Source organism: Streptomyces sp. NPDC022910 (genome assembly GCF_055561075.1).
Genome location: NZ_JBVHHL010000013.1, coordinates 139,626 through 160,514, shown reverse-complemented (window position 1 = coordinate 160,514; position 20,889 = coordinate 139,626). Strand labels below are relative to the sequence as shown.

Here is a 20,889-nt window from a genome sequence, read left to right as displayed (position 1 = left end):
GCGGCTGCTTCGGAGGATGTGAGCGTCGCTGCCGGGCCGGGCGGACAACGACCGTGCACGCCTGCGGCAGGGTGGACCCGGTCCGCGACACCGGTCCCGCGGGAACGGTCGGACAGGCCCTACGGCCTGGCCTCCGCCCTCGCCGTCGTCGCCGTCAGCGGCCTGGCGATGTCCTCCAGCGACCGCCGTTCCGCGCGTACCGCGAGCAGTACCGCGACCAGCCCCGCCGCGCACATCAGGGACGCGCCGACCTGGAAGGCGAGGACCGTGTCGCCGACCCGGCCGGTGCCCGTGAGGTCCGCGAACAGAAGCGGGCCGCTGATGCCTCCGGCGGCGGTGCCGAGGGCGTAGAAGAAGGCGATGGACATGGCCCTCGTCTCCATCGGGAACACCTCGGAGACCGTCAGGTACGCGCTGGACGCGCCCGCCGAGGCGAAGAACAGCACGGCGCACCAGCACGCCGTGAGCGTGCCCGCGCTCAGCGAGCCCTGGTCGAACAGCCAGGCCGTGCCGAACAGCAGCAGACCCGAGAGCAGGTACGTCGACGAGATCATCACCCGGCGGCCGACCGTGTCGAAGAGCTTGCCGAGCAGCAACGGGCCGAAAAAGTTGCCGAGGGCGATGACGACGAAGTAGTAGCCCGTGTCGGCGGTGGGGACGTCGAAGAACTTCGTCAGGATCGCGCCGAAGCCGAAGGTGATGGCGTTGTAGAGGAAGGCCTGGCCGATGAAGAGGGAGAAGCCGAGCACGGCGCGTTTGCGGTAGTCGGTGAAGACCGTGCGGGCGATCTCGCCGAAGCCGACGCTCTCGCGCTGCCGAATGGTGATCTCTCCCTTGGGCGGCGGGAGCGGCTCGCCCTTCTCTGCCTCGATCTGCTGCTCGATGGAGGCCACCACCCGTTCCGCCTCCTGTTCGCGGCCGTGGATCAGCAGCCAGCGCGGGCTCTCGGGGACATGGCGCCGTACGAGGAGGATGACCACGGCGAGGACGGCGCCGAGGGCGAAGGTCAGCCGCCAGCCCAGGTCCTTGGGCAGGAGGTCGGTGTTCAGCGCGACGATCGACAGCAGCGAGCCGCCGACCGCGCCCAGCCAGAAGCTGCCGTTGATGATCAGGTCGACGCGGCCGCGGTAGTACGCCGGGATCAGCTCGTCGATCGCGGAGTTGATGGCCGCGTACTCGCCGCCGATGCCGAAGCCGGTGAGGAAGCGGAAGAGGAAGAACCACCAGGTCGAGAAGGAGACCGCGGTCAGGGCGGTGGCGCCGAGGTAGACCGCGAGGGTGATCATGAAGAGCTTCTTGCGACCCCAGCGGTCGGTCAGACGCCCCCAGAAGAGGGCGCCGGCGCAGGCGCCCGCCACATACAGCGCGGCTGCGGCACCCGTGACCTCGCCGGAGGTGATCGGCAGTCCGCTGCCCGCCTCGGAGAGCCGGCCGGCGATGTTGCCGACGACCGTGACCTCCAGGCCGTCCAGGATCCATACCGTGCCGAGTCCGACCACGATCGTCCAGTGCCAGCGTGACCAGGGCAGCCGATCGAGACGGGCGGGAATCGCGCTGGTGACCGTGCCGGGCCGTGGCGCGGTGACGGACATGTCTGCCTCCTCGGGGGCGCCGGGTGACGCCGGACCGACCCCGAGTGCCCGCTCAGCAGCCGGTTACGCTCCGAGCACCCGCGACACCGTGTAGATCAGCAACCCCGCCAGCGAACCCACGACCGTGCCGTTGATCCGGATGAACTGCAGGTCGCGGCCGATGTGCGCCTCGATCTTCCGCGTGGTGTGGCCGGCGTCCCAGCCGGCGACGGTGTCCGTGATCAGGGACGTGATCTCCTTGCGGTACGTCGTCACCACGTGCACCGCGGCGCCCTCCACCCACTTGTCGACCTTGGACTGGGTCTTCGGCTCGGTGGCCATGCGGACGCCCAGCGACAGCAGTGAGGCCCGTACGCGCAGCCGCAGTTCGCTGCGCTCGTCCTCGGCGGCGGACACGATCATGGAGCGGACGGCCGTCCAGGCGGAGGCGATCAGGTCCTGGACCTCTCCGCGGCCCAGCACCTCGCCCTTGAGCCGCTCCACTCGGGCGCGGGTGTCGGTGTCGGACTGGAGGTCGGAGGCGAAGTCGGCGAGGAACTTGTCCAGGGCGCCGCGCGCCGGGTGCGTGGGCGCGTCGCGCGTCTCGGTGACGAAGCGGAGCAGCTCCTTGTAGACGCGCTCGCCGACCTTCTTGTCGACGAACCGGGGGGTCCAGCCCGGGGCCCCGCCCTGGACGGCGGCCATGACCTGGTCGTCGTGCAGGACGAGCCAGTCGTGGGCGCGGACGCAGATCAGGTCGACGACCCGTTTGTGGCCGCCGTCCGCGACGACCTTCTCCAGCATCTTGCCGAGGGCCGGGGCGATCTCCTGGGCATCGGCGCGGCGCGTTATGGCCTCGCCGACCACCGCCTGTACGTCCGAGTCGCGCAGCACGGTGAGCGCCCCTCGCAGGGCCGTCGCCAGTTCCGCCGTCACCCGGTCGGCATGCTCCGGTTCGGCGAGCCAGGCACCCAGACGGGCGGCGATGCCCACGGCGTGCAGACGCTGCCGCACGACCTCCTGGGAGAGGAAGTTCTCGCCGACGAACTCGCCGAGCGAGACGCCGAGCTGGTCCTTCTTGTTGGGGATGATCGCCGTGTGCGGGATGGGCAGTCCGAGGGGATGCCTGAACAGCGCGGTGACCGCGAACCAGTCGGCGAGCGCGCCGACCATGCCGGCCTCGGCGGCCGCGGCCACATAACCGGCCCAGGGGCCCGCGCCCGAGTTCTGCGCCCAGGTGGCGAGGGCGTAGACGATCGCCACGAAGAGCAGCATCCCGGTCGCCGTGCTCTTCATGCGGCGTACGCCCCGGCGCTTCTCCTCGTCGGCGGGACTGAAGGACGTCATCGCCCGGCTCGTGGCGGTACCCGAGGGGGCAGGCGGCGCTTCGGCCGCCCATTCGTCCGTTTTCGTGCGTTCCATCCACTCCACCCGTTCGTGTCCCCCGTACACATTGTCCCTTCCTGACCGACTCCTGGAACGGAACGGGAGTTCCCGGCGTCTGTCCGGACGGGGAAGTCTCGGGGGCCTCTCAGGGTCTCGTCAGGGTTCCCGTCGGTTCCTCCCGCCCCATGACGCATCATGGGCACGATCAACACCGGAGCCTCGGGCTCCCCTTGCCCGAGGAGAACACGCACCGCATGACCAGGCGTAACGGTTATGCCCTGCTGGCTGTCCTGTGCGCGGTCGTCCTGGCCGTGTCGGCCGCCATATACATCGGCGCCGCATACATCGGCGCCGCCACCGACGACGGCGCGGGCCGCGGCACTCTCGCCGCCGGCGGCACGGCTCCGCGGGGGTCCGCCGCCCCCGCCTCCACCGGCGTCTGGGTCGGCGCCTGGTCGGCCTCGCCCTCAGGCGCGGAGCCGGGCACCGAAACGGGCGGAATGGCCTGGCGGTCCCTGCGCAACGTCGTGCACGTCGGCATCGGCGGTACGAGTGCCCGTATCACGCTGTCCAACCTCTACGGGCAGGAGCCGCTGAGCATCACGCACGCCTCGATAGCGGTCGCCGCCACCGGCGACGACGCGGCCGCGGACGCCGACACCATGCGCCTGCTCACCTTCGGCGGCGCCGTCTCGGTCGTCGTCGCCCCCGGCCGGCAGGTGGTCAGCGACGCCGTGCGCATCGCCGTCCCGCACGACTCCGACGTGCTCGTGACCACGTACTCCCCCACCGCGTCGGGCCCGGTCACCTATCACCGGCACGCGCGGCAGATCTCGTACGTCGCCGCGGGCGACCGCACGCAGGACGTGAGCGGCGCCGCCTACACCGAACAGACCCCGTACTGGCGCTATCTGACCGCGCTCGACCTGCTGAGCAACGAAGCGGTCGGCACCGTCGTCGCGCTCGGCGACTCGATCACCGACGGCGTCACCTCCACCGAGGGTGCCAACCGCCGCTGGACGGACGTCCTCGACCAGCGGCTGCGCCAGGCCGCCGGATCCGGCGACGTGCCCCGCTACAGCGTGGTCAACCAGGGCATCAGCGGCAACCGGGTGCTGGCCGGCGGCCCCGGCAGGCCCGCGGACAACCCGAGCGCCCTGACCCGCTTCGGGCGTGACGTCCTCGGCCGTACGAACGTGAAGGTCGTCGTCATCGACCTCGGCGTCAACGACATCCTGCGCAATCCCGGCCACGCCGACCCCGACCGGATCACCACCGGGCTGCGCACCCTGGTCCGCCAGGCACACGCGCGAGGCCTGAAGGTCGTCGGGGCGACACTCATGCCGTTCTACGGCCACGGTGGCTACCGGACCGACCGCGAACAGGTCCGGCAGGCCGTCAACGCGCAGATCCGCGCGGGTACGGTCTACGACGAGGTCGTCGACTTCGACCAGGCGCTGCGGGACCCCTACGACCCGCGCCGGCTGCGCTCCGACTACGACTCCGGCGATCACCTCCACCCCAGTGACAAGGGCTTCGGCGAAATGGCGAAGATCTTCGACCTCACCTCGCTGAACGGAGCGGCACCGGCCCAGCTGTGAGGGCGGGCCGTGGGCCCGTCTGCACGGGCCCACAGGGCCGCTCAGTACCCTCCGCCACGCCTCCGGTCCCGCTGCTCGCGCCGGGCCTCCCTGCGCTCCTCGTGCCGCTCCCGGCGCTCGTCACGGCGTTCCCGCATCAGCTCGCGGTGCCCTTCCAGCGCCTCGCGATGCGACGCGTGCACCTCCCTGCGGACAGCCTTGCGGTCCAGCTTCTCCTGGCGTCGTTCCTCCTTCAGGCGCTGCCGCTCGGCCCGGGTCAGCTTGCGCTCGACGCCGACCCCGCCCCAGAACGCGAACCCGGTGACGATCACACGGGGAGCGCCCGGCTCCGCCGGCACGCCCTCCTCACGGTGGTCGAAGCCACCCATGATCCCGATGCCGCGCACGACCACCTCGACGCCCGGCGGCACGATGACGTTCATCCCACCCATGATCGCGACGCAGTTGATCTCGACCTCACGGTCCGCGAAGTACGCCTCGCGCAGATCGATCTCACCGCCGCCCCAGAAGACGAAACAGTTGAACCGCTTCGGCGCCGTCCAGCGCCCCTTGCGCTGGAACCCGGACATGACGGCGACGGCCCAGGTGGACGACCCGTCGCCGCCGACGATCCGCTCGGCCCAACTCCCGCTCTCCGTACCATCCTTGACCAGCGAGACCGCCGGAGCGGTGACACCCGCCGCGGGCAGGTCACGGGTGATCGGCGCCAACTCCCCGTACGTACGCGCCCTGTACGTCGCCTCCAGCCGCTCCTCGAACTCCTCCATGTCGAGCCGGCCCTCGGCGAGGGCGTCCCGCAGGACCTCGGCGACTCGTTCACGGTCGGCGTCGGACGCGCGGAGATCCGGGACGGGGGGCCCGGGAGATGTCCCACCAGAAGACACAGCGTCGGTCATGCGGTCAGCCTACGAGGAAGCCGGGCGCCGGGCTACGAGACCACCTGCTCCGCCTGCCCCGACGGGGGTCGGGAGGAGTCACCCAACGATTCCAGCATCTTGGCGATCACCGCCTCGATGTCCGGCTCCCGCACCGAAAGGTCAACCAGCGGATACTCCGCCGCGATACGCGCCACCAGCGGGGCCGCCGACTCCGACGCCGGGAACGCCAGCCACTGCCGCGGCCCCTCGACCCGCACCACTCGCGCGGGCGGAACCTCGACCGGCGGCATCTCCCGCTCCAGATCCACCACGAGGGTGCGCTCACTGTCGCCGACCTCGTGCAGCCCGGCGAGCGGACCGTCGTACATCAGGCGCCCGTGGTCGATGACCATCACCCGCGAGCACAACTGCTCGATGTCCTGGAGGTCGTGCGTGGTCAGCAGCACCGTCGTGCCGCGCTCGGCGTTCAAGTCCCGCAGGAAGTCACGCACCTTGACCTTGGAGACGACGTCGAGGCCGATGGTCGGCTCGTCGAGGTACAGCACCTCCGGGTCGTGCAGCAGCGCCGCCGCGATGTCGCCGCGCATCCGCTGGCCCAGCGACAGCTGCCGCACCGGAACGTCCAACAGACCGCCCAGTTCGAGGAGTTCGACGCAGCGGTCGAGGTTCTCGCGGTAACGCCCGTCCGGGATGCGGTACATGCGGTGCATCAGCCGGTAGGAGTCGATCAGCGGCAGGTCCCACCACAGGGTCGTGCGCTGCCCGAACACCACCCCGATACGCCGCGCCAGCCGCGTCCGCTCGCGCGAGGGATCGATGCCGGCGACCCGCAGTCGGCCGCCGCTCGGCGTCAGGATCCCGGTCAGCATCTTGATCGTGGTGGACTTCCCGGCGCCGTTCGGCCCGATGTAGCCGACCATCTCGCCGCGCGCCACGGAGAAGGAGATCGAGTCGACGGCTCGCACCTGCCGCCGCTCGCGGCGCAGGAAGCCGGTCCTCTTGCGCACGTCGAAGACCTTCTCGACCTGCTGAAGTTCGATGAAATCACTGTCCATTGCGAGTTAACTCCCCGTACTCCGGTACGAACGCAGCCCCGCGCGCCAGGCCAGCCCCGCGAGCGCACAGCAGCCCGCGGCCACCAGCGGCGGGGCGAAGGCCACCCACCCCGGCAGGTCGAGCGGATAGGGCCGCCCCAGCACGTACAGCGCGGGCAGCCAGTTGACGAAAGCGAGCGGAAGCACGAAGGTCACCCCGCGCACCAGTTCCTTCGCGAAGACGGTGGGCGGGTACTGCAGCAGCGTCTGACCGCCGTACGTGAAGGAGTTCTGCACCTCGGAGGCGTCCTGCGCGACGAACTGGAACGCCGCGCCCGCCACGAACACGGCACAGAAGATCGCGGCGCCGCTCAGCAGTGCCAGCGGGACCATCAGCACCTTCAGCGGGGTCCAGGACAGGTCCAGGGCGGTGACGGCGTACCCGAGGACCAGCGCGCCCTGGGTGATACGGCCGATGCGACGCAGCCCGAAGCGGTCCGCCGCGACCTGTGCGAGCACCGGCGCCGGGCGGACCAGGAGCGTGTCCAGCGTGCCGTCGCGCACCCGCCGCCCCAGCCGGTCCATGGAGCCGAGCACGAGGTCGGCGACGCCGAAGGCGGTGGCGGAGAGGCCGTACAGGAAAGCGACCTCGGGCAGGCGGTAACCGCCGAGCGCGTCGATACGCGAGAACATCAGCATGATCGCGACGAAGTCGAGCGCGGTGCCCACGAAGTTGCCGAACGTGGTCATCACGAACGAGGCGCGGTAGGCCATCGTGGAGCGGATCCACATGGCGCTGATCAGAAAGTAGGCGCGCAGCCCTTCCCGCACACGGCCGAACTCCCGCGCCCCGCCGTACGCCGCGTCAGCCACCCTGAACCACCACCCGCCGGGTCGCCGCCGACTGCACCAGCCGGCCGAGGGCGAGCAGCACAACCGCCCACGCGCCCTGGAAGACGTACGTGGGCAGGGGGTCCGCCTCCCCGAGGAGCACGTCCACGGGAGCCTGGAGCAGAGCCGACCAGGGCAGTACGCGCACGACCTCGCCGAGCGTGCCGGGAAAGACGTTGAGCGGCAGCAGCATGCCCGAGCAGAAGACCGCAGTCAGCCACGCGAGCTGGGCGACACCCGCCCCGTCGAGCAGCCAGAACGCGCACAGCGCGACGACGAAGCGGATCCCGAAGCTCACCAGCACGCCCAGCGCGACCGCGATCACGAAGGCGACCCAGGTCAGCGGACGGGCGGGCAGCGCCAACGGGAAGACGAGCGCGCCGAACACCAGCGGGACCACACCCCGGCCGAGCAGGTGGAACAGCGCCCGCCCCGCGTCCGACGCGAGCCACCACAACTGGAGATCGGCGGGCCGGTACAGGTCGACGGCGATGTCTCCGGTACGGATGCGCTCGATCAGCTCGTCCTCGAAGCCGCCGCCGAACACGGCCACCGTCATCAGCAGGCCCTGGCTCACCCAAACGAACGTAAGAGCCTGCGACTGGTCGTACCCCCCGAGGTGGGGTCGCTCGTTCCACAGGGCGAGATAGGTGTAGGCCAAGATCAATCCGAAGACCGTGTTGGTGAACACCCCCGCCGCGGTCGCGGTCCGGTAGGTCGCGTACCGCCGGAAACCACCGGCGGCGACGGCGGCGTACAACCGCCCTGTCCCCACGGGAAACCCTCCTTCGAGACGTCCGGGCCGAAACGCTGGAGCCTAACGCGCGGACGAAGCGACGGACCACACGATTTTCCGCACGACACGGCGTTCGTGCCGAGAACGGAACGTAAGGTGCGACAGTCTTCATCAGGGACGCAGATGGCGTACGAGGGCGTACGTGAACGTACGACGCGAAACGGGAGTCCGGCACCACGATGAGCGACGAGCCGCAGCCGCAGCCGCAGCAGGGCAGCCGAGCCTTGGCGCCCGAAGAACACCGACCCGGGCCTGCCGGGCCGCCGCCCGGCAGGCCCGATCGACCGCGGCGCACAGGATGGCGCGGGCTGATCCCGAGCTGGCGGATGGTGCTCGGCACCCTCGTGACCGGACTCCTGCTCCTGATCGGCCTCTTCGTGCTCGGCTACTACCTGGTCGAGATCCCGCCGGCGAACGCGGCGGCGACCAAGCAGAGCAACGTGTACCTGTACGCGGACGGCACCGAACTGGCCCGCGACGGCTCGGTCAACCGCGAGAACGTGACGCTCGCGCACATCTCCAAGGACGCCCAGCACGCGGCGCTCGCCGCCGAGGACCGCGACTTCTACACCGAATCCGCCGTCGACCCCAAGGCGATGATCCGCGCCGCCTGGAACACGGCCACCGGCAAGGGCAGGCAGTCCGGCTCCACGATCACCCAGCAGTACGTGAAGAACTACTACCTGGCCCAGGAGCAGACCGTCTCCCGGAAGATGAAGGAGTTCTTCATCGCGATCAAACTGGACCGCGAGAAGAGCAAGAACCACATCCTCGAGGGCTACCTCAACACCAGCTACTTCGGCCGCAACGCGTACGGCATCCAGGCCGCCGCGCAGGCGTACTACGGCGTCGACTCCAAGGACCTCACGGTCGGCCAGGGCGCCTACCTGGCCGCCCTGCTGAACGCGCCGAGCGAGTACGACGTGACCGCCCACCCGGAGAACAAGGCGGCGGCCGTGGCCCGCTGGAACTACGTCCTCGACGGCATGGTCAAGGAGCACTGGCTGAGCCAGGAACAGCGGGAGAAGGTCACCTTCCCCATGCCCAGGCAGCAGGTGACCGCCGCCGGCATGTCCGGCCAGCGCGGCTACCTCGTCCAGGCGATCAAGGACTACCTCACCGGCAACAAGGTCGTCGACGAGGGCACCCTGGCCGGCGGCGGCTACCGCATCACCACCACCCTGCAGAAGTCCAAACAGGACGCCTTCACCAAGGCCGTCGACGACCAGGTGATGAGCAGGCTCGACAAGAAGAACCGCAAGGCCGACCGCTACGTCCGCGTGGGCGGCGTCGCCATCGAGCCGGCCTCCGGCAAGGTCCTCGCGATGTACGGCGGCATCGACTACACCCAGCAGTACGTCAACAACGCGACCCGCCGCGACTACCAGGTCGGATCCACGTTCAAGCCGTTCGTGTTCACCTCGGCCGTGCAGAACGGCGCCCGTACGCAGTACGGCGACACGATCGACCCGTACACCGAGTACGACGGCACGGACAGACGCCCGGTGGAGGGCTGGAGCGGCGGGTCGTACGCGCCGGCGAACGAGGACAACGTCTCGTACGGCCCCATCACCGTCCGCACCGCCACCGACAAGTCGGTGAACTCGGTCTACGCGCAGATGGCGGTGGACGTCGGCCCGTCCAGGGTCAGGCAGACCGCGATCGACCTCGGCCTGCCCGCGAACACGCCCGACATGAACCCCTACCCCTCGATCGCGCTCGGCACGGCCACCGCGAGCGCCCTCGACATGGCGGAGGCGTACGCCACGCTCGCCAACCACGGCAAGCACGGCACGTACACGCTGGTCGAGAAGATCTCCAAGGACAGCAGGGAGGACGTCCAGCTGCCGTACCGGGCACAGAAGCAGGTGGTGAGCCGCGAGGCCGCCGACACCACCACGTCGATCCTGCAGAGCGTGGTGGACAGCGGGTCCGGGACGGCCGCGCAGGCGGCGGGCCGCCCCGCCGCCGGCAAGACGGGCACGGCCGAGGAGGACCGGGCGGCCTGGTTCGCGGGATACACCCCTGACCTGGCGACGGTGGTCACCGTCATGGGCCAGGACCCGGACACGGGCCGGCACGAGTCGCTGTACGGCGCGATGGGCCTGGACCGCGTCAACGGCGGCGGCGCGCCCGCGGAGATCTGGGCGCAGTTCACGCAGGCGGCCCTCCAGGGCAAGCCGGTCAAGGACTTCGACCTCAGTCTCCAGGCCGGCGCGTACCCGTACGAGGAGCCTCCCGAGGACGACGATTACTGGGACTACTGGGACGATCGCCCCGGCGGCACCGGCCCGGCGGACACCGGCGGCACGCGCACCCCGAGTCAGGACCAGGGCCGGACCAGCGGCGGCACCCCCGGAACGGACGGCACTCCGGGCACGACCGGCGGCACTTCGGACACCGCGGGCACGGCCGACGCCGGAGGCACCACCGGGACCGGCGGCACGAGCGGAGCCGGAGGCACCACAGGCACCGGCGGCACGAGCGGAGCCGGGGGCACCACGGGCACCGGCGGGAGCACGGGCGCCGGCGGTACCGGCGGGGCCGGAGGAGCGACACCGGGGACGGGCGGTACAACGCTCGGGACGGGGCTCTGAGGGTGCGGGGCCGACGGCCGTGGGAGGCCGTGGCCCCGGGACGGACAACGGCCCGCACCGGATCGAGCCGGTGCGGGCCGTTCGCCCGTGAGGCGGGAGCCTCAGATCGCCAGATCCTTGATGATCTTCGCCACGTGTCCCGTCGCCTTCACGTTGTACAGGGCGCGCTCGACCTTGCCCTCCTCGTCCACGATCACCGTGGAGCGGATGACGCCGACGACCGTCTTGCCGTACATCGTCTTCTCGCCGAAGGCACCGTACGCCTCCAGGACCTGCTTGTCGGGGTCGGCGAGCAGGGTGACCTTCAGCGACTCCTTCTCTCGGAACTTCGCGAGCTTCTCCGGCTTGTCGGGGGAGATGCCGATGACGTCGTAACCGGCGCCCGCGAGCAGCTCCAGGTTGTCCGTGAAGTCGCACGCCTGCTTGGTGCAGCCGGGGGTGAGCGCCGCCGGATAGAAGTACACGATGACCTTGCGGCCCTTGTGGTCGGCCAGGGACACCTCGTTGCCGTCGGCGTCCGGCAGGGTGAAGGCGGGGGCGGTGTCGCCGGGCTGGAGTCGCTCGCTCATCGGTACCTCACGTGGCAAGGGGCGGATTACCCGACGAGCCTAATCTCCTTCCGGCCCTCCAAAGGGGTGCCGGGGAGTGCGCCGGGCCCGAAGCTGACAGACTGTCGACCACAGATGCAGGAATTGCGCGGAACACGTCGCAAACGACCACGGAGGAAGCGCGGTGGCGGACACGTCGAGCACACCGGACACCAGGACTCCGGCGCAGATCGAGGCGGACATCGAGCGCCGCCGAGAAACGCTCGCCGAGACGCTCGACGAGATCGGCGTCCGAGTGCACCCGAAGACGATCGTCGGGGACGCCAAGGCCAAGGTCGTCTCCAACATCGACCACACGCTCGGGCGCGCCTACGTCGGGGCCAACCGGGTCGTCAGCGAGGTGAAGGCACAGTTCGTCACGGAGCAGGGCGCCCCGCGTCTGGAGCGCGTCGTGCCCGTGGCGCTGGTGGTGGTCGGGGTCGTCGGGCTGCTCGCCCTCGGTTCCCGACGGCGCAAGGGCTGACCCGGACGCGCACGAAGCCGTCGAAGGCAGGTAGGTTCGGGGGCGTGAGCGAGAAGACCCACCACGACAAGTTGCCGATCCGGATGCTGCACGACCGCGTGCTGGTGCGGCAGGACACCACCGAGGGCGAGCGCAGGTCCGGCGGCGGCATCCTGATTCCCGCGACCGCGGCCGTCGGCCGGCGCCTCGCCTGGGCCGAGGTCGTCGCGGTCGGACAGAACGTACGGACCGTGGAACCGGGCGACCGGGTCCTGTACGACCCGGAGGACCGGGCCGAGGTCGAGGTGCGCGGGATCCCGTACGTCCTGATGCGCGAACGCGACCTGCACGCCGTGGCGGCGGACCGCTTCGAGGGCTCGGAGGACTCGACGGGCCTGTACCTGTAACTACGAAGGAAAAAGGGGCTGATGATCCGGTCACCAGCCCGTTTCTCATCGGCGGTCCGAGGCTCTGACTCGATGTCTGACCGGTCGGCCCTCCGGGTAGCATGAGCGCGCAGGCGGCCGTGGTGGAACTGGCAGTCACGCTGGGTTTAGGTCCCAGTGGGGTAACTCCCGTGAGGGTTCGAGTCCCTCCGGCCGCACCTCTTTCTAAGGCCCATCCGGCGCGCAGCCGGGCGGGCCTTCCGCCTGCGAACCGTCAGCCGAGCAGCTCCCGCACCACCGGTACCAGCGCCCGGAACGCCTTCCCCCGGTGGCTGATCGCGTTCTTCTCCTCCGGGGTCAGTTCCGCGCAGGTGCGGGTCTCGCCCACCGGTTGGAGGATCGGGTCGTAGCCGAAGCCGTTCGTGCCGGACGGGGTGTGGCGAAGGGTGCCCTTGAGCTGGCCCTCGACCACGCGTTCCGTGCCGTCCGGCAGGGCGAGTGCCGCCGCGCAGGCGAAATGGGCGCCCCGGTGGGCGTCGTCGATGTCCGCGAGCTGGGCCAGGAGCAGGTCCAGGTTCGCCTTGTCGTCGCCGTGCCTGCCGGCCCAGCGGGCCGAGAAGATGCCGGGCGCGCCGTGCAGGACGTCCACGCACAGGCCCGAGTCGTCCGCCACCGCGGGCAGGCCCGTCGCCCGGGCGAGGGCGTGGGCTTTGAGCAGGGCGTTCTCGGCGAAGGTGACGCCCGTCTCCTTGACGTCGGGGATGTCGGGGTAGGCGTCCGCGCCGACCAGGTCGTGCGGGAGGCCCGCGTCGGCGAGGATCGCCCTCAGTTCGGTGATCTTTCCGGCGTTGCGCGTGGCGAGGATCAGGCGGGTCATGTCCACCAGTATCCGTGCGGCGCCGGTGCCCTTTCGCCGTACCCCCGCACCCCTGGTGGCGTGCTCAGGACGTACAGACCTTCGTCAGTTCCCCGGCCGCATCGGTCACCGGGCCCACGTCGGGGGTCCTGTCGCCGTTGTCGACGGCCTCGCGGACGTTGGTGACGGCCTTGCGGAGGTCGTCGACCGCCTTGTTGACGTCGACGTTGTCCGTCTTGTCGCCGATCTTGTCAAGGTTCTTCTCGATGGAGTCGAGGGAGGCGTCGGTCTGCGTCGGGTCGTTCGCCGCGTTCTCGACGGCTTGTTGAAGGCCGGTGACGCTGTCGGCGATCGTGTCGGCGGTCTGCACACAGTCGATCGCCTTGTTGACGGCGTCGCAGCCCGCGCTCGCGCCCGCGGCGGCGAGTACGGCGACGGCGGCGAATACGGTGGTGACGGTGCGGCGGCGGTGGCGCGCGGCCATGGAACGGTTCCCTCCCCGTTGGCGGTGTCGCACTTTCCCGTGGACGCTCCGGCCGGTCCGGTTCGCCGACCCATCGTGGTCGTACGGGGCTGCGGTCGGGCACGCGGGATTCTCCGGGCGCCCGTCCCGTCAGCTGTGCGGCTATCCCTGAAAACGCCGGACGGCGCTACGCGGTTGCTTCCAGCGCCGCGCGCTGGAGCGCTGCCAGTTCGTCGCAGCCGGCGACCGCCAGGTCGAGGAGGGCGGTCAGTTCCTTGCGGTCGAAGGGCGCCGCCTCCGCCGTGCCCTGCACCTCGACGAAGCGGCCGTCGCCGGTGCAGACGACGTTCATGTCGGTCTCGGCCCTGACGTCCTCCTCGTAGCAGAGGTCCAGGAGCGGTACGCCGTCCACGATGCCGACGGAGACGGCCGAGACCGTGCCGGTCAGCGGCTGCCGGCCCGCCTTCACCAGCTTCTTGCGCTGGGCCCAGGCCACCGCGTCGGCCAGCGCCACGTAGGCGCCGGTGATCGCCGCGGTGCGGGTGCCGCCGTCGGCCTGGAGCACGTCGCAGTCGAGGACGATCGTGTTCTCGCCGAGCGCCTTGTAGTCGACGACGGCGCGCAGGGAGCGGCCGATGAGACGGCTGATCTCATGCGTGCGTCCGCCGATCCTGCCCTTGACCGCCTCGCGGTCGCCGCGGGTGTTGGTGGAGCGGGGAAGCATGGCGTACTCGGCGGTGACCCAGCCCTCTCCGCTGCCCTTGCGCCAGCGCGGCACACCCTCGGTGACGGAGGCGGTGCAGAAGACCTTCGTGTCGCCGAAGGAGACGAGGACGGAGCCCTCGGCGTGCTTGCTCCAGCCCCGCTCGATGGTGATCGGGCGGAGCTGTTCGGGGGTGCGGCCGTCGATTCGAGACATGGCCCCGAGCCTATCCGTACATGCGTCAGGGGCCTCTCCCCCGGTGGGAAGGGCCCCTGCCGCGTGAGCGCGCGGGCTCACATCATGTCTTCGATCTCCGCCGCGATCGGGTCCGCGTCGGTGCCGATGACGACCTGGATGGCGGTGCCCATCTTGACCACGCCGTGGGCGCCGGCGGCCTTCAGAGCGCCCTCGTCGACCAGCGAGGCGTCGTGGACCTCGGTGCGCAGCCGGGTGATGCAGCCCTCGATCTCATCGATGTTGTCGATGCCGCCGAGCCCGGCGACGATCTTCTCAGCCTTGCTGGCCATGTCTTTTCTCCCTGATCCGAACCGCTTTGTCGCAGTAACCCATAGTCGGCCCAACTTTGCGAGCGGTCTGGTCGTCCGGACCCGAGAAAGGCGTTCCGGACGGCGACCGTCTGGCAGCTGGTCTACACCACTTCGGGAAGGGTCACCAAACCCGGCCCCCTCCGAAAGGCACCAAGCGCGGACATCTCGCCGAAGTGGCGCTCATCACGCCATTCGGACCTCTCGCTACGCATGCCCCTCAAGCTATGGTTTCGGGGAAATTAGCCGCGAATGCGGCATCACTCGCCACACTTACAGGGCCACGGAAATCATGGGTTCCTTATCCCACCTTCACCGTGCTACAACAGGTCTACACCAGTGGGTGGTGTAGACCACGCGGGTGCTGTCCACCCCGTTTCGCCCTTCCCGTCCCCCGGCAGCACCCGGCACATGGAGGAAGTATGAGCACCGCCACCGCAACCTCGGCGGCCCCCGCAAAGAAGCGGGGATCAGGCCTGTTCCAGGGCCTGCAGAAGGTCGGCCGCAGTCTTCAGCTCCCGATCGCCGTGCTGCCGGCGGCGGGTCTTCTGCTCCGGTTCGGCCAGCAGGACATCCACGACAAACTGCACCTGCCCGACAAGGTCACGGCGGTCTTCGCCACGGCCGGTGGCGCGATCTTCGACAACCTGCCGATGCTGTTCTGCATCGGTGTCGCGATCGGCTTCGCCAAGAAGTCGGACGGCTCCACCGCCCTCGCCGCCCTGGTCGGTTTCCTGGTCTACAGCAACGTCCTCAAGGCGTTCCCTGTCACCGAGGCGAAGGTCCAGGCGGGCGCGGACATAGCGGCGACCTACAACAACCCCGGTGTCCTCGGCGGCATCCTGATGGGTCTGCTGGGCGCTGTGGTGTGGCAGCGCTTCCACCGCACCAAGCTGGTGGACTGGCTCGGCTTCTTCAACGGCCGTCGCCTGGTGCCGATCATCATGGCCTTCGTCGGCACGCTCGCCGGTGTCTTCTTCGGTCTGGTCTGGGAGCCGATCGGCGAGGGCATCTCGAGCTTCGGTGAGTGGATCACCGGGCTGGGCGCCCTGGGCGCGGGCCTGTTCGGTCTGATCAACCGTGCGCTGATCCCGGTCGGCATGCACCAGTTCGTGAACACCGTCTCCTGGTTCCAGATCGGTGACTTCAAGAACACGGCCGGCCAGGTCGTCCATGGTGACCTCAACCGCTTCTTCGCCGGCGACCCGACCGCCGGACAGTTCATGTCGGGCTTCTTCCCGATCATGATGTTCGGTCTGCCGGCCGCCGCGCTGGCCATCGCGCACTCCGCCCGCCCCGAGCGCCGCAAGGCCGTACTGGGCATGATGATCTCGCTCGCGCTGACGTCCTTCGTGACCGGTGTGACCGAGCCGATCGAGTTCTCGTTCATGTTCATCGCCCCGGTGCTGTACGCGATCCATGCGGTCCTGACCGCTCTGTCCATGGCGATCACCTGGGCGCTGGGCGTCCACGCGGGCTTCACCTTCTCCGCGGGCGCCATCGACTACGCGCTCAACTGGAACCTGGCCACCAAGCCCTGGCTGATCATCCCGATCGGTCTGGTGTTCGCAGCGATCTACTACGTCGTCTTCCGCTTCGCGATCAACAAGTTCAACCTCCCCACCCCGGGCCGCGAGCCCGACGAGGAGGTCGAGGACCTCACCAAGGCGTGAGCCCGTCCCGAGCGACGCGAAGGCCCCGGAACCTCATCACGGTTCCGGGGCCTTCGGGCGTGTGAGGGCGGGTTCCCGTACGGCGGGGCTAGACCTCGTACGACACCCGCGGCGCCGCCAGCTCCACCGGTCCCGTGTAGACGGCGCGGGCGTCCGCCAGGTTGACCTGCGGGTCGGTCCACGGCGGGATGTGGGTCAGGACCAGGCGGCGCGCACCGGCGCGGGCGGCCGTCTCGCCGGCCTCCCGGCCGTTGAGGTGGAGGTCCGGGATGTTCTCCTTGCCGTAGGTGAACGCGGCCTCGCACAGGAACAGGTCCGTGTCGCGGGCCAGTTCGTCCAGGGCTTCGCTCACGCCCGTGTCGCCGGAGTACGTGAGCGACCTGCCGCCGCGCTCGACGCGGATGCCGTACGCCTCCACGGGGTGGCGCACGCGTTCGGTGTGGACGGTGAAGGGGCCGATCTCGAACGTGCCCGGCTTGACCGTGTGGAAGTCGAAGACCTCGCTCATCGAGGAGGCCGAGGGGGTGTCGGCGTAGGCGGTGGTGAGGCGCTGTTCGGTGCCTTCCGGGCCGTAGACCGGGATCGGCGCCGCGCGGCCGCCGTCGTGGCGGTAGTAGCGCGCGACGAAGTACCCGAGCATGTCGATGCAGTGGTCGGCGTGCAGATGACTGAGGAAGATCGCGTCGAGGTCGTAGAGACCGCAGTGGCGCTGCAGCTCGCCCAGGGCGCCATTGCCCATGTCGAGGAGCAGCCGGAAGCCGTCGGCCTCGACGAGGTAGCTCGAGCAGGCCGAGTCCGCGGACGGAAACGACCCCGAGCAGCCGACGACGGTGAGCTTCATAAAGCTGGAACCTCCGCGTGGCAGGAAGTGCAGAAGGCAGGGACGGGGGACGGTGACGGGGGTCGTGCGGTCCGTCGAGCGTAAGGCGCATAAGGGCCGGTCGCTCCTCCGCCAGGGGCCGTTGTGGGGGAACTCACCTGTGGTGTCACCGGTTCGGCTGGATCGATGACGCGCGCCGAGCGCGTTACGGCGCAGGGGAGTTGTGAAGGGCGGGCGACGCGCCGAACGCGCCGGTACCGTCATCCGTATGGACACGTCCTGGTGGCTGGCACTGGCGGCGGTGGTGCTGCTCGCGCTGGTCGCGACGCTGGTGGACGGCTGGGGGCGCGGGCACCGCCGCCGCCGTGCCGCCACGCGTCCGCCGCGCCGTGCCCGGGCGCATCCACGGCCGGCCGAGATCTGGTGGGCGAGCCTCCCGTACGAGGGCCGGCCCGGCGGTAAGGACCGGCCGTGCCTGGTGCTGGCGGTGCGCGGGGACAGCGCGACCGTCGCGAAGATCACCAGCCGCTACCACGACGAACGGGCGGGCGTGATCCCGCTGCCGCCGGGCACGGTGGCCGACGCCCACGGGCGGCCCAGCTTTCTGGAGACCGACGAACTGCGGGACGTGCCGCTGTGGGACTTCCGGCGCCGGGTGGGTGTGGTGGACCCCGCATTGTGGGATCAGGTGCGGTACCTGGCGGGCTGATCGACCTCATGGCTCGTCCTCATGGCGTCGTCCGCGTGGCTTGCTCTCATGGCGCGGTCACCGTCACCGTGACCGCCCACTGCTCGATGCCCAGACACGACACCTGGCCGGGGCGCTTGGCGCACAGGGGGCGGGTCGCGGTGAGCCGTGCCGTCCCCGGCGCCACCGCGTCGAACGCGGCGACGGCGTCGCCCGGCTGGATGACGATGCCGGCGTTGGTGGCCTTCAGCGCGCCGCCCGTCGCGGTGACGGGGGTCCACGGCCGGTCCTCGGTGCCGTCCAGCGTGAGACGGACCTGGCCGCCCTTCGTCAGGCATACGGTGCGGCCCGTGTCGGCCGCGGTGAGCCGGAGCTCGGGCGCACAGCCCGTCCCGGTCGCCGCGGGGGGTGACGACACCGACGGCGACCCCGGAGGCGGCACGGAGGGGGAAACCGACGGCGACGCGGACGGTGAGGCCGACGTCGGTCCCGGCACAGACGCCGCGCCGCTGCCGGCCGCCCCGCCGTCGCTCCGGCTGCCGCAGCCCGCGACGAGGAGCGCCGCTGCCGCGACGGCGACGAGGGGGATCCGGTTGAGCGTCGTACGGCGCATGGGGCGGCCGCCTTCCTGTGCCTTGTCCATTGTCGTGTGCCCTGGCACGGGTGTGACGTCTCTCCAGCGCATCAGGATCCGCGCGCGAGCGCCACCGGGGCCCCGGCCGCAGGCGCGGTCGGGGCCCCGTACGCACAGGTGCGTCAGCCGGTCGTCAGGGCGGTGTCGTCGACGACGAAGCTGGTCTGCAGCGAGGAGTCCTCCACGCCGCTGAACTTCAGGGTGACCGTGGACCCCGCGAACGAGGACAGGTCGAAGGACTTCTGGGTGTAGCCGGAGGCGGCGTTGAGGTTCGAGTACGTCGCCAGCGTGGTCGAACCAGCGGTCACCGTCAGCTTGTCGTACTGGGTGCCGGTGGTGGTCTCCGCCGTGTCGATGTGCAGGTAGAAGGTGAACGTGGCCTTGCAGCCGGACGGGATCGTCACCGACTGGGACAGCGTGTCGGTGTGGGAGGACCCGTACCCGTCGAGCCAGGCCTTGTACGAACCGCCGTGCGCCGCCTCACCGCTGTCATTGGTGATGACCCCGCTCGTGGCGGTCCAGGTGGTGTTGCCCGACTCGAAGCCGGCGTTGCCCAGCAACTGCGCCGAGGAGCAGGTGCCGCCGGAGGAGCCGACCGTCCAGGTGAAGGAGGCCGAGCCGGAGGCTCCGGTCGAGTCCTTGGCGGTGACGGTCACGCTGTAGGTGCCCGCGGTGGAGGCGGTGCCGGAGATCAGGCCGGTCGAGCTGTTGATCGACAGGCCGGTCGGCAGGCCGGTCGCGCTGTAGGTGAGGGTCGCACCCGCGCTGTCGGTGGCCGAGATCTGCAGGCTGACCGAGCTGCCGGTCGTGGTGGCCCGGCTGCCCGGGTTGGTGACCGTCACCGTGTTGCCGGAGCTGCTGCCGGAGGCGAAGGCGGTCGTGCCGTTGGGGGTGCCCCAGCCGGTCGGGCCGTCGTAGCCGGTGCCCGCGGTGCAGAAGTACGAGGTCGAGCAGCTGCCGTTGTTGCCGCTGGTGACGTCGTACAGGTTGGCGGTGTGGGAGTACGGGTACTTCGCCGGGTAGTCGCTGGAGCCCGGGGTGCCCGCGAGGGCGTAGACGCCGGCGATGATCGGGGCGGAGGCGCTGGTGCCGCCGTAGACCGCCCAGCCGGAGCCGCCGTAGGTGTCGTAGACCGCGACGCCGGTGGCCGGGTCGGCTACCGCGGAGACGTCGGCCTCCATGCGCCTGGAGCAGCCCGTGTCGGTCTGCCAGCTCGGCTTCGGGTCGTAGGCGGAGCAGCCGGAGCCGGTGCCCTCGGTGCTGCTGGTCTTCCACACGGACTCGGTCCAGCCGCGGGAGTTGGAGGACGTGGACAGCGCGGTGCCGCCGACGGCGGTCACGTACTGGGACGTCGCCGGGTACTCCGCGCCGTAGGCGGAGTCGCCCGAGGAGACGGTGATCGCGACGCCCGGGTGCTTGAAGTACTGGGTGTCCTCGGTTGTCTGGGAGGAGGACTCGGATCCGCCCCAGCTGTTGGAGACGAACTTGGCGCCGAGCGCGACGGCCTCGTTCTCGGCGACGCCGAGGTCGGAGTCGGTCGCGGAGTTGGCCTCGACGAGGATGATGTTGCAGTTGGGGCAGACGGCGCTGACCATGTCGATGTCGAGCGCCTCCTCACCGGCCCAGCCGGTGTCGTTGGAGGGCAGCGAGGTGGTGGAACCGGTCTGGCTGACCTGCTTGAAGCAGCCGTTGGCCTTGGTGCACGCCGACAGGCCGTACGTCGAGCGGTAGGTCGCCAGGTCCGACTCGGCGTTGGGGTCGTTGTAGGCGTCGACCACCGCGACCGTCAGACCGGAGCCGCCGGTCGAGGGCAGGTTGTAGGCGCTGTGCAGGTTGGCCGGGCTGAGGCCGGAGGGTGCGGCGGCCGCCATCGCGGAGGCGAGCCGCTGCTTGATGTCGGTACGCCGCTGGGCGAAGCAGGACGCGTGGCCGGGGGTCGGGGCGCCGCACAGGTGCGCGGTCGGCACCCTCTGGCCCGCCTTGCCGGTGGCGTGGACGGTCTGCGCCTTGGAGTCCGTCAGCGCCTTGGCGTTCTGGGCGGCGCGGGTCGCGTGTGAGGACTGCACGGTGTCGGGGGCGCTCTGGGCGCCGGCGGCCGGTGCCGCCATGAGACCGGCGACGGTGAGGGCGAGCGCGGGGAGGGCTGCGGTCAGGAGTCTTCGAAGGCTCCGTCGCCGCTTGCTCGGGCGGGACTCACGCATGGGGTGCTGCCTCTCTCGGTTCGAGGCCGGCGCCGCGCGGGCCTGGGTGGGGCCGAACGCGGGGCCACAGCCGGAAGTGGGGATTCGCAAGCCGAGTGACAGGCCGTGACGCGCGT

The 20,889-nt window shown here is 70.3% G+C and carries 20 protein-coding genes and 1 tRNA gene; 7 read left to right on the top strand and 14 right to left on the bottom strand.

The features are described 5' to 3' along the window. Positions 1 to 119: 119 nt before the first annotated feature. Both ACZ3TS_RS15770 and ACZ3TS_RS15765 read right to left on the bottom strand, forming a co-directional pair. The gene (locus tag ACZ3TS_RS15770) at positions 120 to 1,592 is read right to left on the bottom strand and encodes an MFS transporter (protein WP_467618012.1); all 1,473 of its coding nucleotides are present in this window, start codon (positions 1,590 to 1,592) and stop codon (positions 120 to 122) included. 63 nt (positions 1,593 to 1,655) lie between these two features. Beyond that, positions 1,656 to 3,023: a DUF445 domain-containing protein gene (locus ACZ3TS_RS15765; protein WP_467618010.1), complete on the bottom strand. Its 1,368-nt coding sequence runs from the start codon at positions 3,021 to 3,023 to the stop codon at positions 1,656 to 1,658. Between the two features lie 188 nt (positions 3,024 to 3,211). On the opposite strand from ACZ3TS_RS15765, the gene ACZ3TS_RS15760 reads away from it, so the two are divergent. After that, positions 3,212 to 4,558, top strand: coding sequence for an SGNH/GDSL hydrolase family protein (locus tag ACZ3TS_RS15760; RefSeq protein WP_467618008.1), 1,347 nt, complete (start codon positions 3,212 to 3,214; stop codon positions 4,556 to 4,558). A gap of 41 nt (positions 4,559 to 4,599) precedes the next feature. Here the strand turns inward: ACZ3TS_RS15760 and ACZ3TS_RS15755 are convergent, their stop codons facing one another. The 4 genes from ACZ3TS_RS15755 to ACZ3TS_RS15740 are packed head-to-tail and all read right to left on the bottom strand — an operon-like array spanning position 4,600 to position 8,136. After that, positions 4,600 to 5,454 (bottom strand): DUF1707 SHOCT-like domain-containing protein, encoded by an 855-nt coding sequence (locus ACZ3TS_RS15755; protein ID WP_467618006.1) that lies wholly within the window; start codon positions 5,452 to 5,454, stop codon positions 4,600 to 4,602. A 32-nt stretch (positions 5,455 to 5,486) separates the two neighbouring features. Further along, positions 5,487 to 6,491 (bottom strand): ABC transporter ATP-binding protein, encoded by a 1,005-nt coding sequence (locus ACZ3TS_RS15750; protein ID WP_467618004.1) that lies wholly within the window; start codon positions 6,489 to 6,491, stop codon positions 5,487 to 5,489. Positions 6,492 to 6,497: 6 nt separating this feature from the next. Continuing rightward, positions 6,498 to 7,343 carry an ABC transporter permease gene (locus ACZ3TS_RS15745; RefSeq protein WP_467618003.1) on the bottom strand — a complete coding sequence of 282 codons (846 nt, stop codon included), beginning with the start codon at positions 7,341 to 7,343 and terminating at the stop codon, positions 6,498 to 6,500. Then, positions 7,336 to 8,136 (bottom strand): ABC transporter permease, encoded by an 801-nt coding sequence (locus ACZ3TS_RS15740; RefSeq protein WP_467618001.1) that lies wholly within the window; start codon positions 8,134 to 8,136, stop codon positions 7,336 to 7,338. The genes ACZ3TS_RS15745 and ACZ3TS_RS15740 overlap by 8 nt, the downstream gene beginning before the upstream one ends. 200 nt (positions 8,137 to 8,336) lie before the next feature. Between ACZ3TS_RS15740 and ACZ3TS_RS15735 the strand changes: the two genes are divergently transcribed. Then, positions 8,337 to 10,754, top strand: a complete 2,418-nt coding sequence (locus ACZ3TS_RS15735; protein WP_467617999.1) for a transglycosylase domain-containing protein — start codon at positions 8,337 to 8,339, stop codon at positions 10,752 to 10,754. A gap of 101 nt (positions 10,755 to 10,855) precedes the next feature. Here ACZ3TS_RS15735 and bcp read toward each other — a convergent pair whose 3' ends face one another. Further along, on the bottom strand, positions 10,856 to 11,323 hold the full coding sequence (bcp, locus tag ACZ3TS_RS15730; RefSeq protein ID WP_467617997.1) for a thioredoxin-dependent thiol peroxidase: 468 nt from the start codon (positions 11,321 to 11,323) through the stop codon (positions 10,856 to 10,858). A 163-nt stretch (positions 11,324 to 11,486) separates the two neighbouring features. Between bcp and ACZ3TS_RS15725 the strand changes: the two genes are divergently transcribed. The 3 genes from ACZ3TS_RS15725 to ACZ3TS_RS15715 all read left to right on the top strand — a co-directional run bounded on the left by ACZ3TS_RS15725 (position 11,487) and on the right by ACZ3TS_RS15715 (position 12,408). Next, on the top strand, positions 11,487 to 11,825 hold the full coding sequence (locus tag ACZ3TS_RS15725) for a DUF3618 domain-containing protein (RefSeq protein WP_467617994.1): 339 nt from the start codon (positions 11,487 to 11,489) through the stop codon (positions 11,823 to 11,825). A 44-nt stretch (positions 11,826 to 11,869) separates the two neighbouring features. Beyond that, complete coding sequence (locus tag ACZ3TS_RS15720; RefSeq protein WP_467617992.1) at positions 11,870 to 12,211, top strand: GroES family chaperonin; 342 nt, start codon at positions 11,870 to 11,872, stop codon at positions 12,209 to 12,211. Between the two features lie 113 nt (positions 12,212 to 12,324). Continuing rightward, a tRNA-Leu gene (locus ACZ3TS_RS15715) sits at positions 12,325 to 12,408 on the top strand. Positions 12,409 to 12,464: 56 nt separating this feature from the next. On the opposite strand, the gene rdgB is transcribed toward ACZ3TS_RS15715, so the two are convergent. The 4 genes from rdgB to ACZ3TS_RS15695 all read right to left on the bottom strand — a co-directional run bounded on the left by rdgB (position 12,465) and on the right by ACZ3TS_RS15695 (position 14,739). After that, positions 12,465 to 13,067: an RdgB/HAM1 family non-canonical purine NTP pyrophosphatase gene (gene rdgB / locus ACZ3TS_RS15710; RefSeq protein ID WP_467617989.1), complete on the bottom strand. Its 603-nt coding sequence runs from the start codon at positions 13,065 to 13,067 to the stop codon at positions 12,465 to 12,467. 64 nt (positions 13,068 to 13,131) lie between these two features. After that, complete coding sequence (locus ACZ3TS_RS15705; RefSeq protein WP_467617988.1) at positions 13,132 to 13,530, bottom strand: hypothetical protein; 399 nt, start codon at positions 13,528 to 13,530, stop codon at positions 13,132 to 13,134. Between the two features lie 166 nt (positions 13,531 to 13,696). Then, on the bottom strand, positions 13,697 to 14,428 hold the full coding sequence (gene rph / locus ACZ3TS_RS15700) for a ribonuclease PH (RefSeq protein ID WP_467617986.1): 732 nt from the start codon (positions 14,426 to 14,428) through the stop codon (positions 13,697 to 13,699). 77 nt (positions 14,429 to 14,505) lie between these two features. Further along, positions 14,506 to 14,739, bottom strand: coding sequence for a PTS sugar transporter subunit IIB (locus tag ACZ3TS_RS15695; RefSeq protein ID WP_467617985.1), 234 nt, complete (start codon positions 14,737 to 14,739; stop codon positions 14,506 to 14,508). Between the two features lie 440 nt (positions 14,740 to 15,179). Here ACZ3TS_RS15695 and ACZ3TS_RS15690 point away from each other — a divergent pair, with 440 nt between their 5' ends. Further along, positions 15,180 to 16,430: a PTS transporter subunit EIIC gene (locus ACZ3TS_RS15690; RefSeq protein ID WP_467617983.1), complete on the top strand. Its 1,251-nt coding sequence runs from the start codon at positions 15,180 to 15,182 to the stop codon at positions 16,428 to 16,430. 88 nt (positions 16,431 to 16,518) lie between these two features. On the opposite strand, the gene ACZ3TS_RS15685 is transcribed toward ACZ3TS_RS15690, so the two are convergent. Continuing rightward, positions 16,519 to 17,271 (bottom strand): MBL fold metallo-hydrolase, encoded by a 753-nt coding sequence (locus ACZ3TS_RS15685; RefSeq protein WP_467617980.1) that lies wholly within the window; start codon positions 17,269 to 17,271, stop codon positions 16,519 to 16,521. 247 nt (positions 17,272 to 17,518) lie between these two features. Here ACZ3TS_RS15685 and ACZ3TS_RS15680 point away from each other — a divergent pair, with 247 nt between their 5' ends. Further along, positions 17,519 to 17,959 carry a type II toxin-antitoxin system PemK/MazF family toxin gene (locus ACZ3TS_RS15680; protein ID WP_467617979.1) on the top strand — a complete coding sequence of 147 codons (441 nt, stop codon included), beginning with the start codon at positions 17,519 to 17,521 and terminating at the stop codon, positions 17,957 to 17,959. A 46-nt stretch (positions 17,960 to 18,005) separates the two neighbouring features. Here ACZ3TS_RS15680 and ACZ3TS_RS15675 read toward each other — a convergent pair whose 3' ends face one another. Then, positions 18,006 to 18,581 (bottom strand): hypothetical protein, encoded by a 576-nt coding sequence (locus tag ACZ3TS_RS15675; RefSeq protein ID WP_467617978.1) that lies wholly within the window; start codon positions 18,579 to 18,581, stop codon positions 18,006 to 18,008. 113 nt (positions 18,582 to 18,694) lie between these two features. Then, positions 18,695 to 20,773 (bottom strand): putative Ig domain-containing protein, encoded by a 2,079-nt coding sequence (locus ACZ3TS_RS15670; protein WP_467617976.1) that lies wholly within the window; start codon positions 20,771 to 20,773, stop codon positions 18,695 to 18,697. Positions 20,774 to 20,889 lie beyond the last annotated feature (116 nt).

Coding starts and splice junctions, on each gene's coding strand:
- ACZ3TS_RS15770 (WP_467618012.1), bottom strand. CDS start 1,592: ATGTCCGTCACCGCGCCACGGCCCGGCACGGTCACCAGCGCGATTCCC.
- ACZ3TS_RS15760 (WP_467618008.1), top strand. CDS start 3,212: ATGACCAGGCGTAACGGTTATGCCCTGCTGGCTGTCCTGTGCGCGGTC.
- ACZ3TS_RS15755 (WP_467618006.1), bottom strand. CDS start 5,454: ATGACCGACGCTGTGTCTTCTGGTGGGACATCTCCCGGGCCCCCCGTC.
- ACZ3TS_RS15750 (WP_467618004.1), bottom strand. CDS start 6,491: ATGGACAGTGATTTCATCGAACTTCAGCAGGTCGAGAAGGTCTTCGAC.
- ACZ3TS_RS15735 (WP_467617999.1), top strand. CDS start 8,337: ATGAGCGACGAGCCGCAGCCGCAGCCGCAGCAGGGCAGCCGAGCCTTG.
- bcp (WP_467617997.1), bottom strand. CDS start 11,323: ATGAGCGAGCGACTCCAGCCCGGCGACACCGCCCCCGCCTTCACCCTG.
- rdgB (WP_467617989.1), bottom strand. CDS start 13,067: ATGACCCGCCTGATCCTCGCCACGCGCAACGCCGGAAAGATCACCGAA.
- ACZ3TS_RS15705 (WP_467617988.1), bottom strand. CDS start 13,530: ATGGCCGCGCGCCACCGCCGCCGCACCGTCACCACCGTATTCGCCGCC.
- rph (WP_467617986.1), bottom strand. CDS start 14,428: ATGTCTCGAATCGACGGCCGCACCCCCGAACAGCTCCGCCCGATCACC.
- ACZ3TS_RS15695 (WP_467617985.1), bottom strand. CDS start 14,739: ATGGCCAGCAAGGCTGAGAAGATCGTCGCCGGGCTCGGCGGCATCGAC.
- ACZ3TS_RS15690 (WP_467617983.1), top strand. CDS start 15,180: ATGAGCACCGCCACCGCAACCTCGGCGGCCCCCGCAAAGAAGCGGGGA.
- ACZ3TS_RS15685 (WP_467617980.1), bottom strand. CDS start 17,271: ATGAAGCTCACCGTCGTCGGCTGCTCGGGGTCGTTTCCGTCCGCGGAC.
- ACZ3TS_RS15680 (WP_467617979.1), top strand. CDS start 17,519: ATGGACACGTCCTGGTGGCTGGCACTGGCGGCGGTGGTGCTGCTCGCG.
- ACZ3TS_RS15675 (WP_467617978.1), bottom strand. CDS start 18,581: ATGGACAAGGCACAGGAAGGCGGCCGCCCCATGCGCCGTACGACGCTC.
- ACZ3TS_RS15670 (WP_467617976.1), bottom strand. CDS start 20,773: ATGCGTGAGTCCCGCCCGAGCAAGCGGCGACGGAGCCTTCGAAGACTC.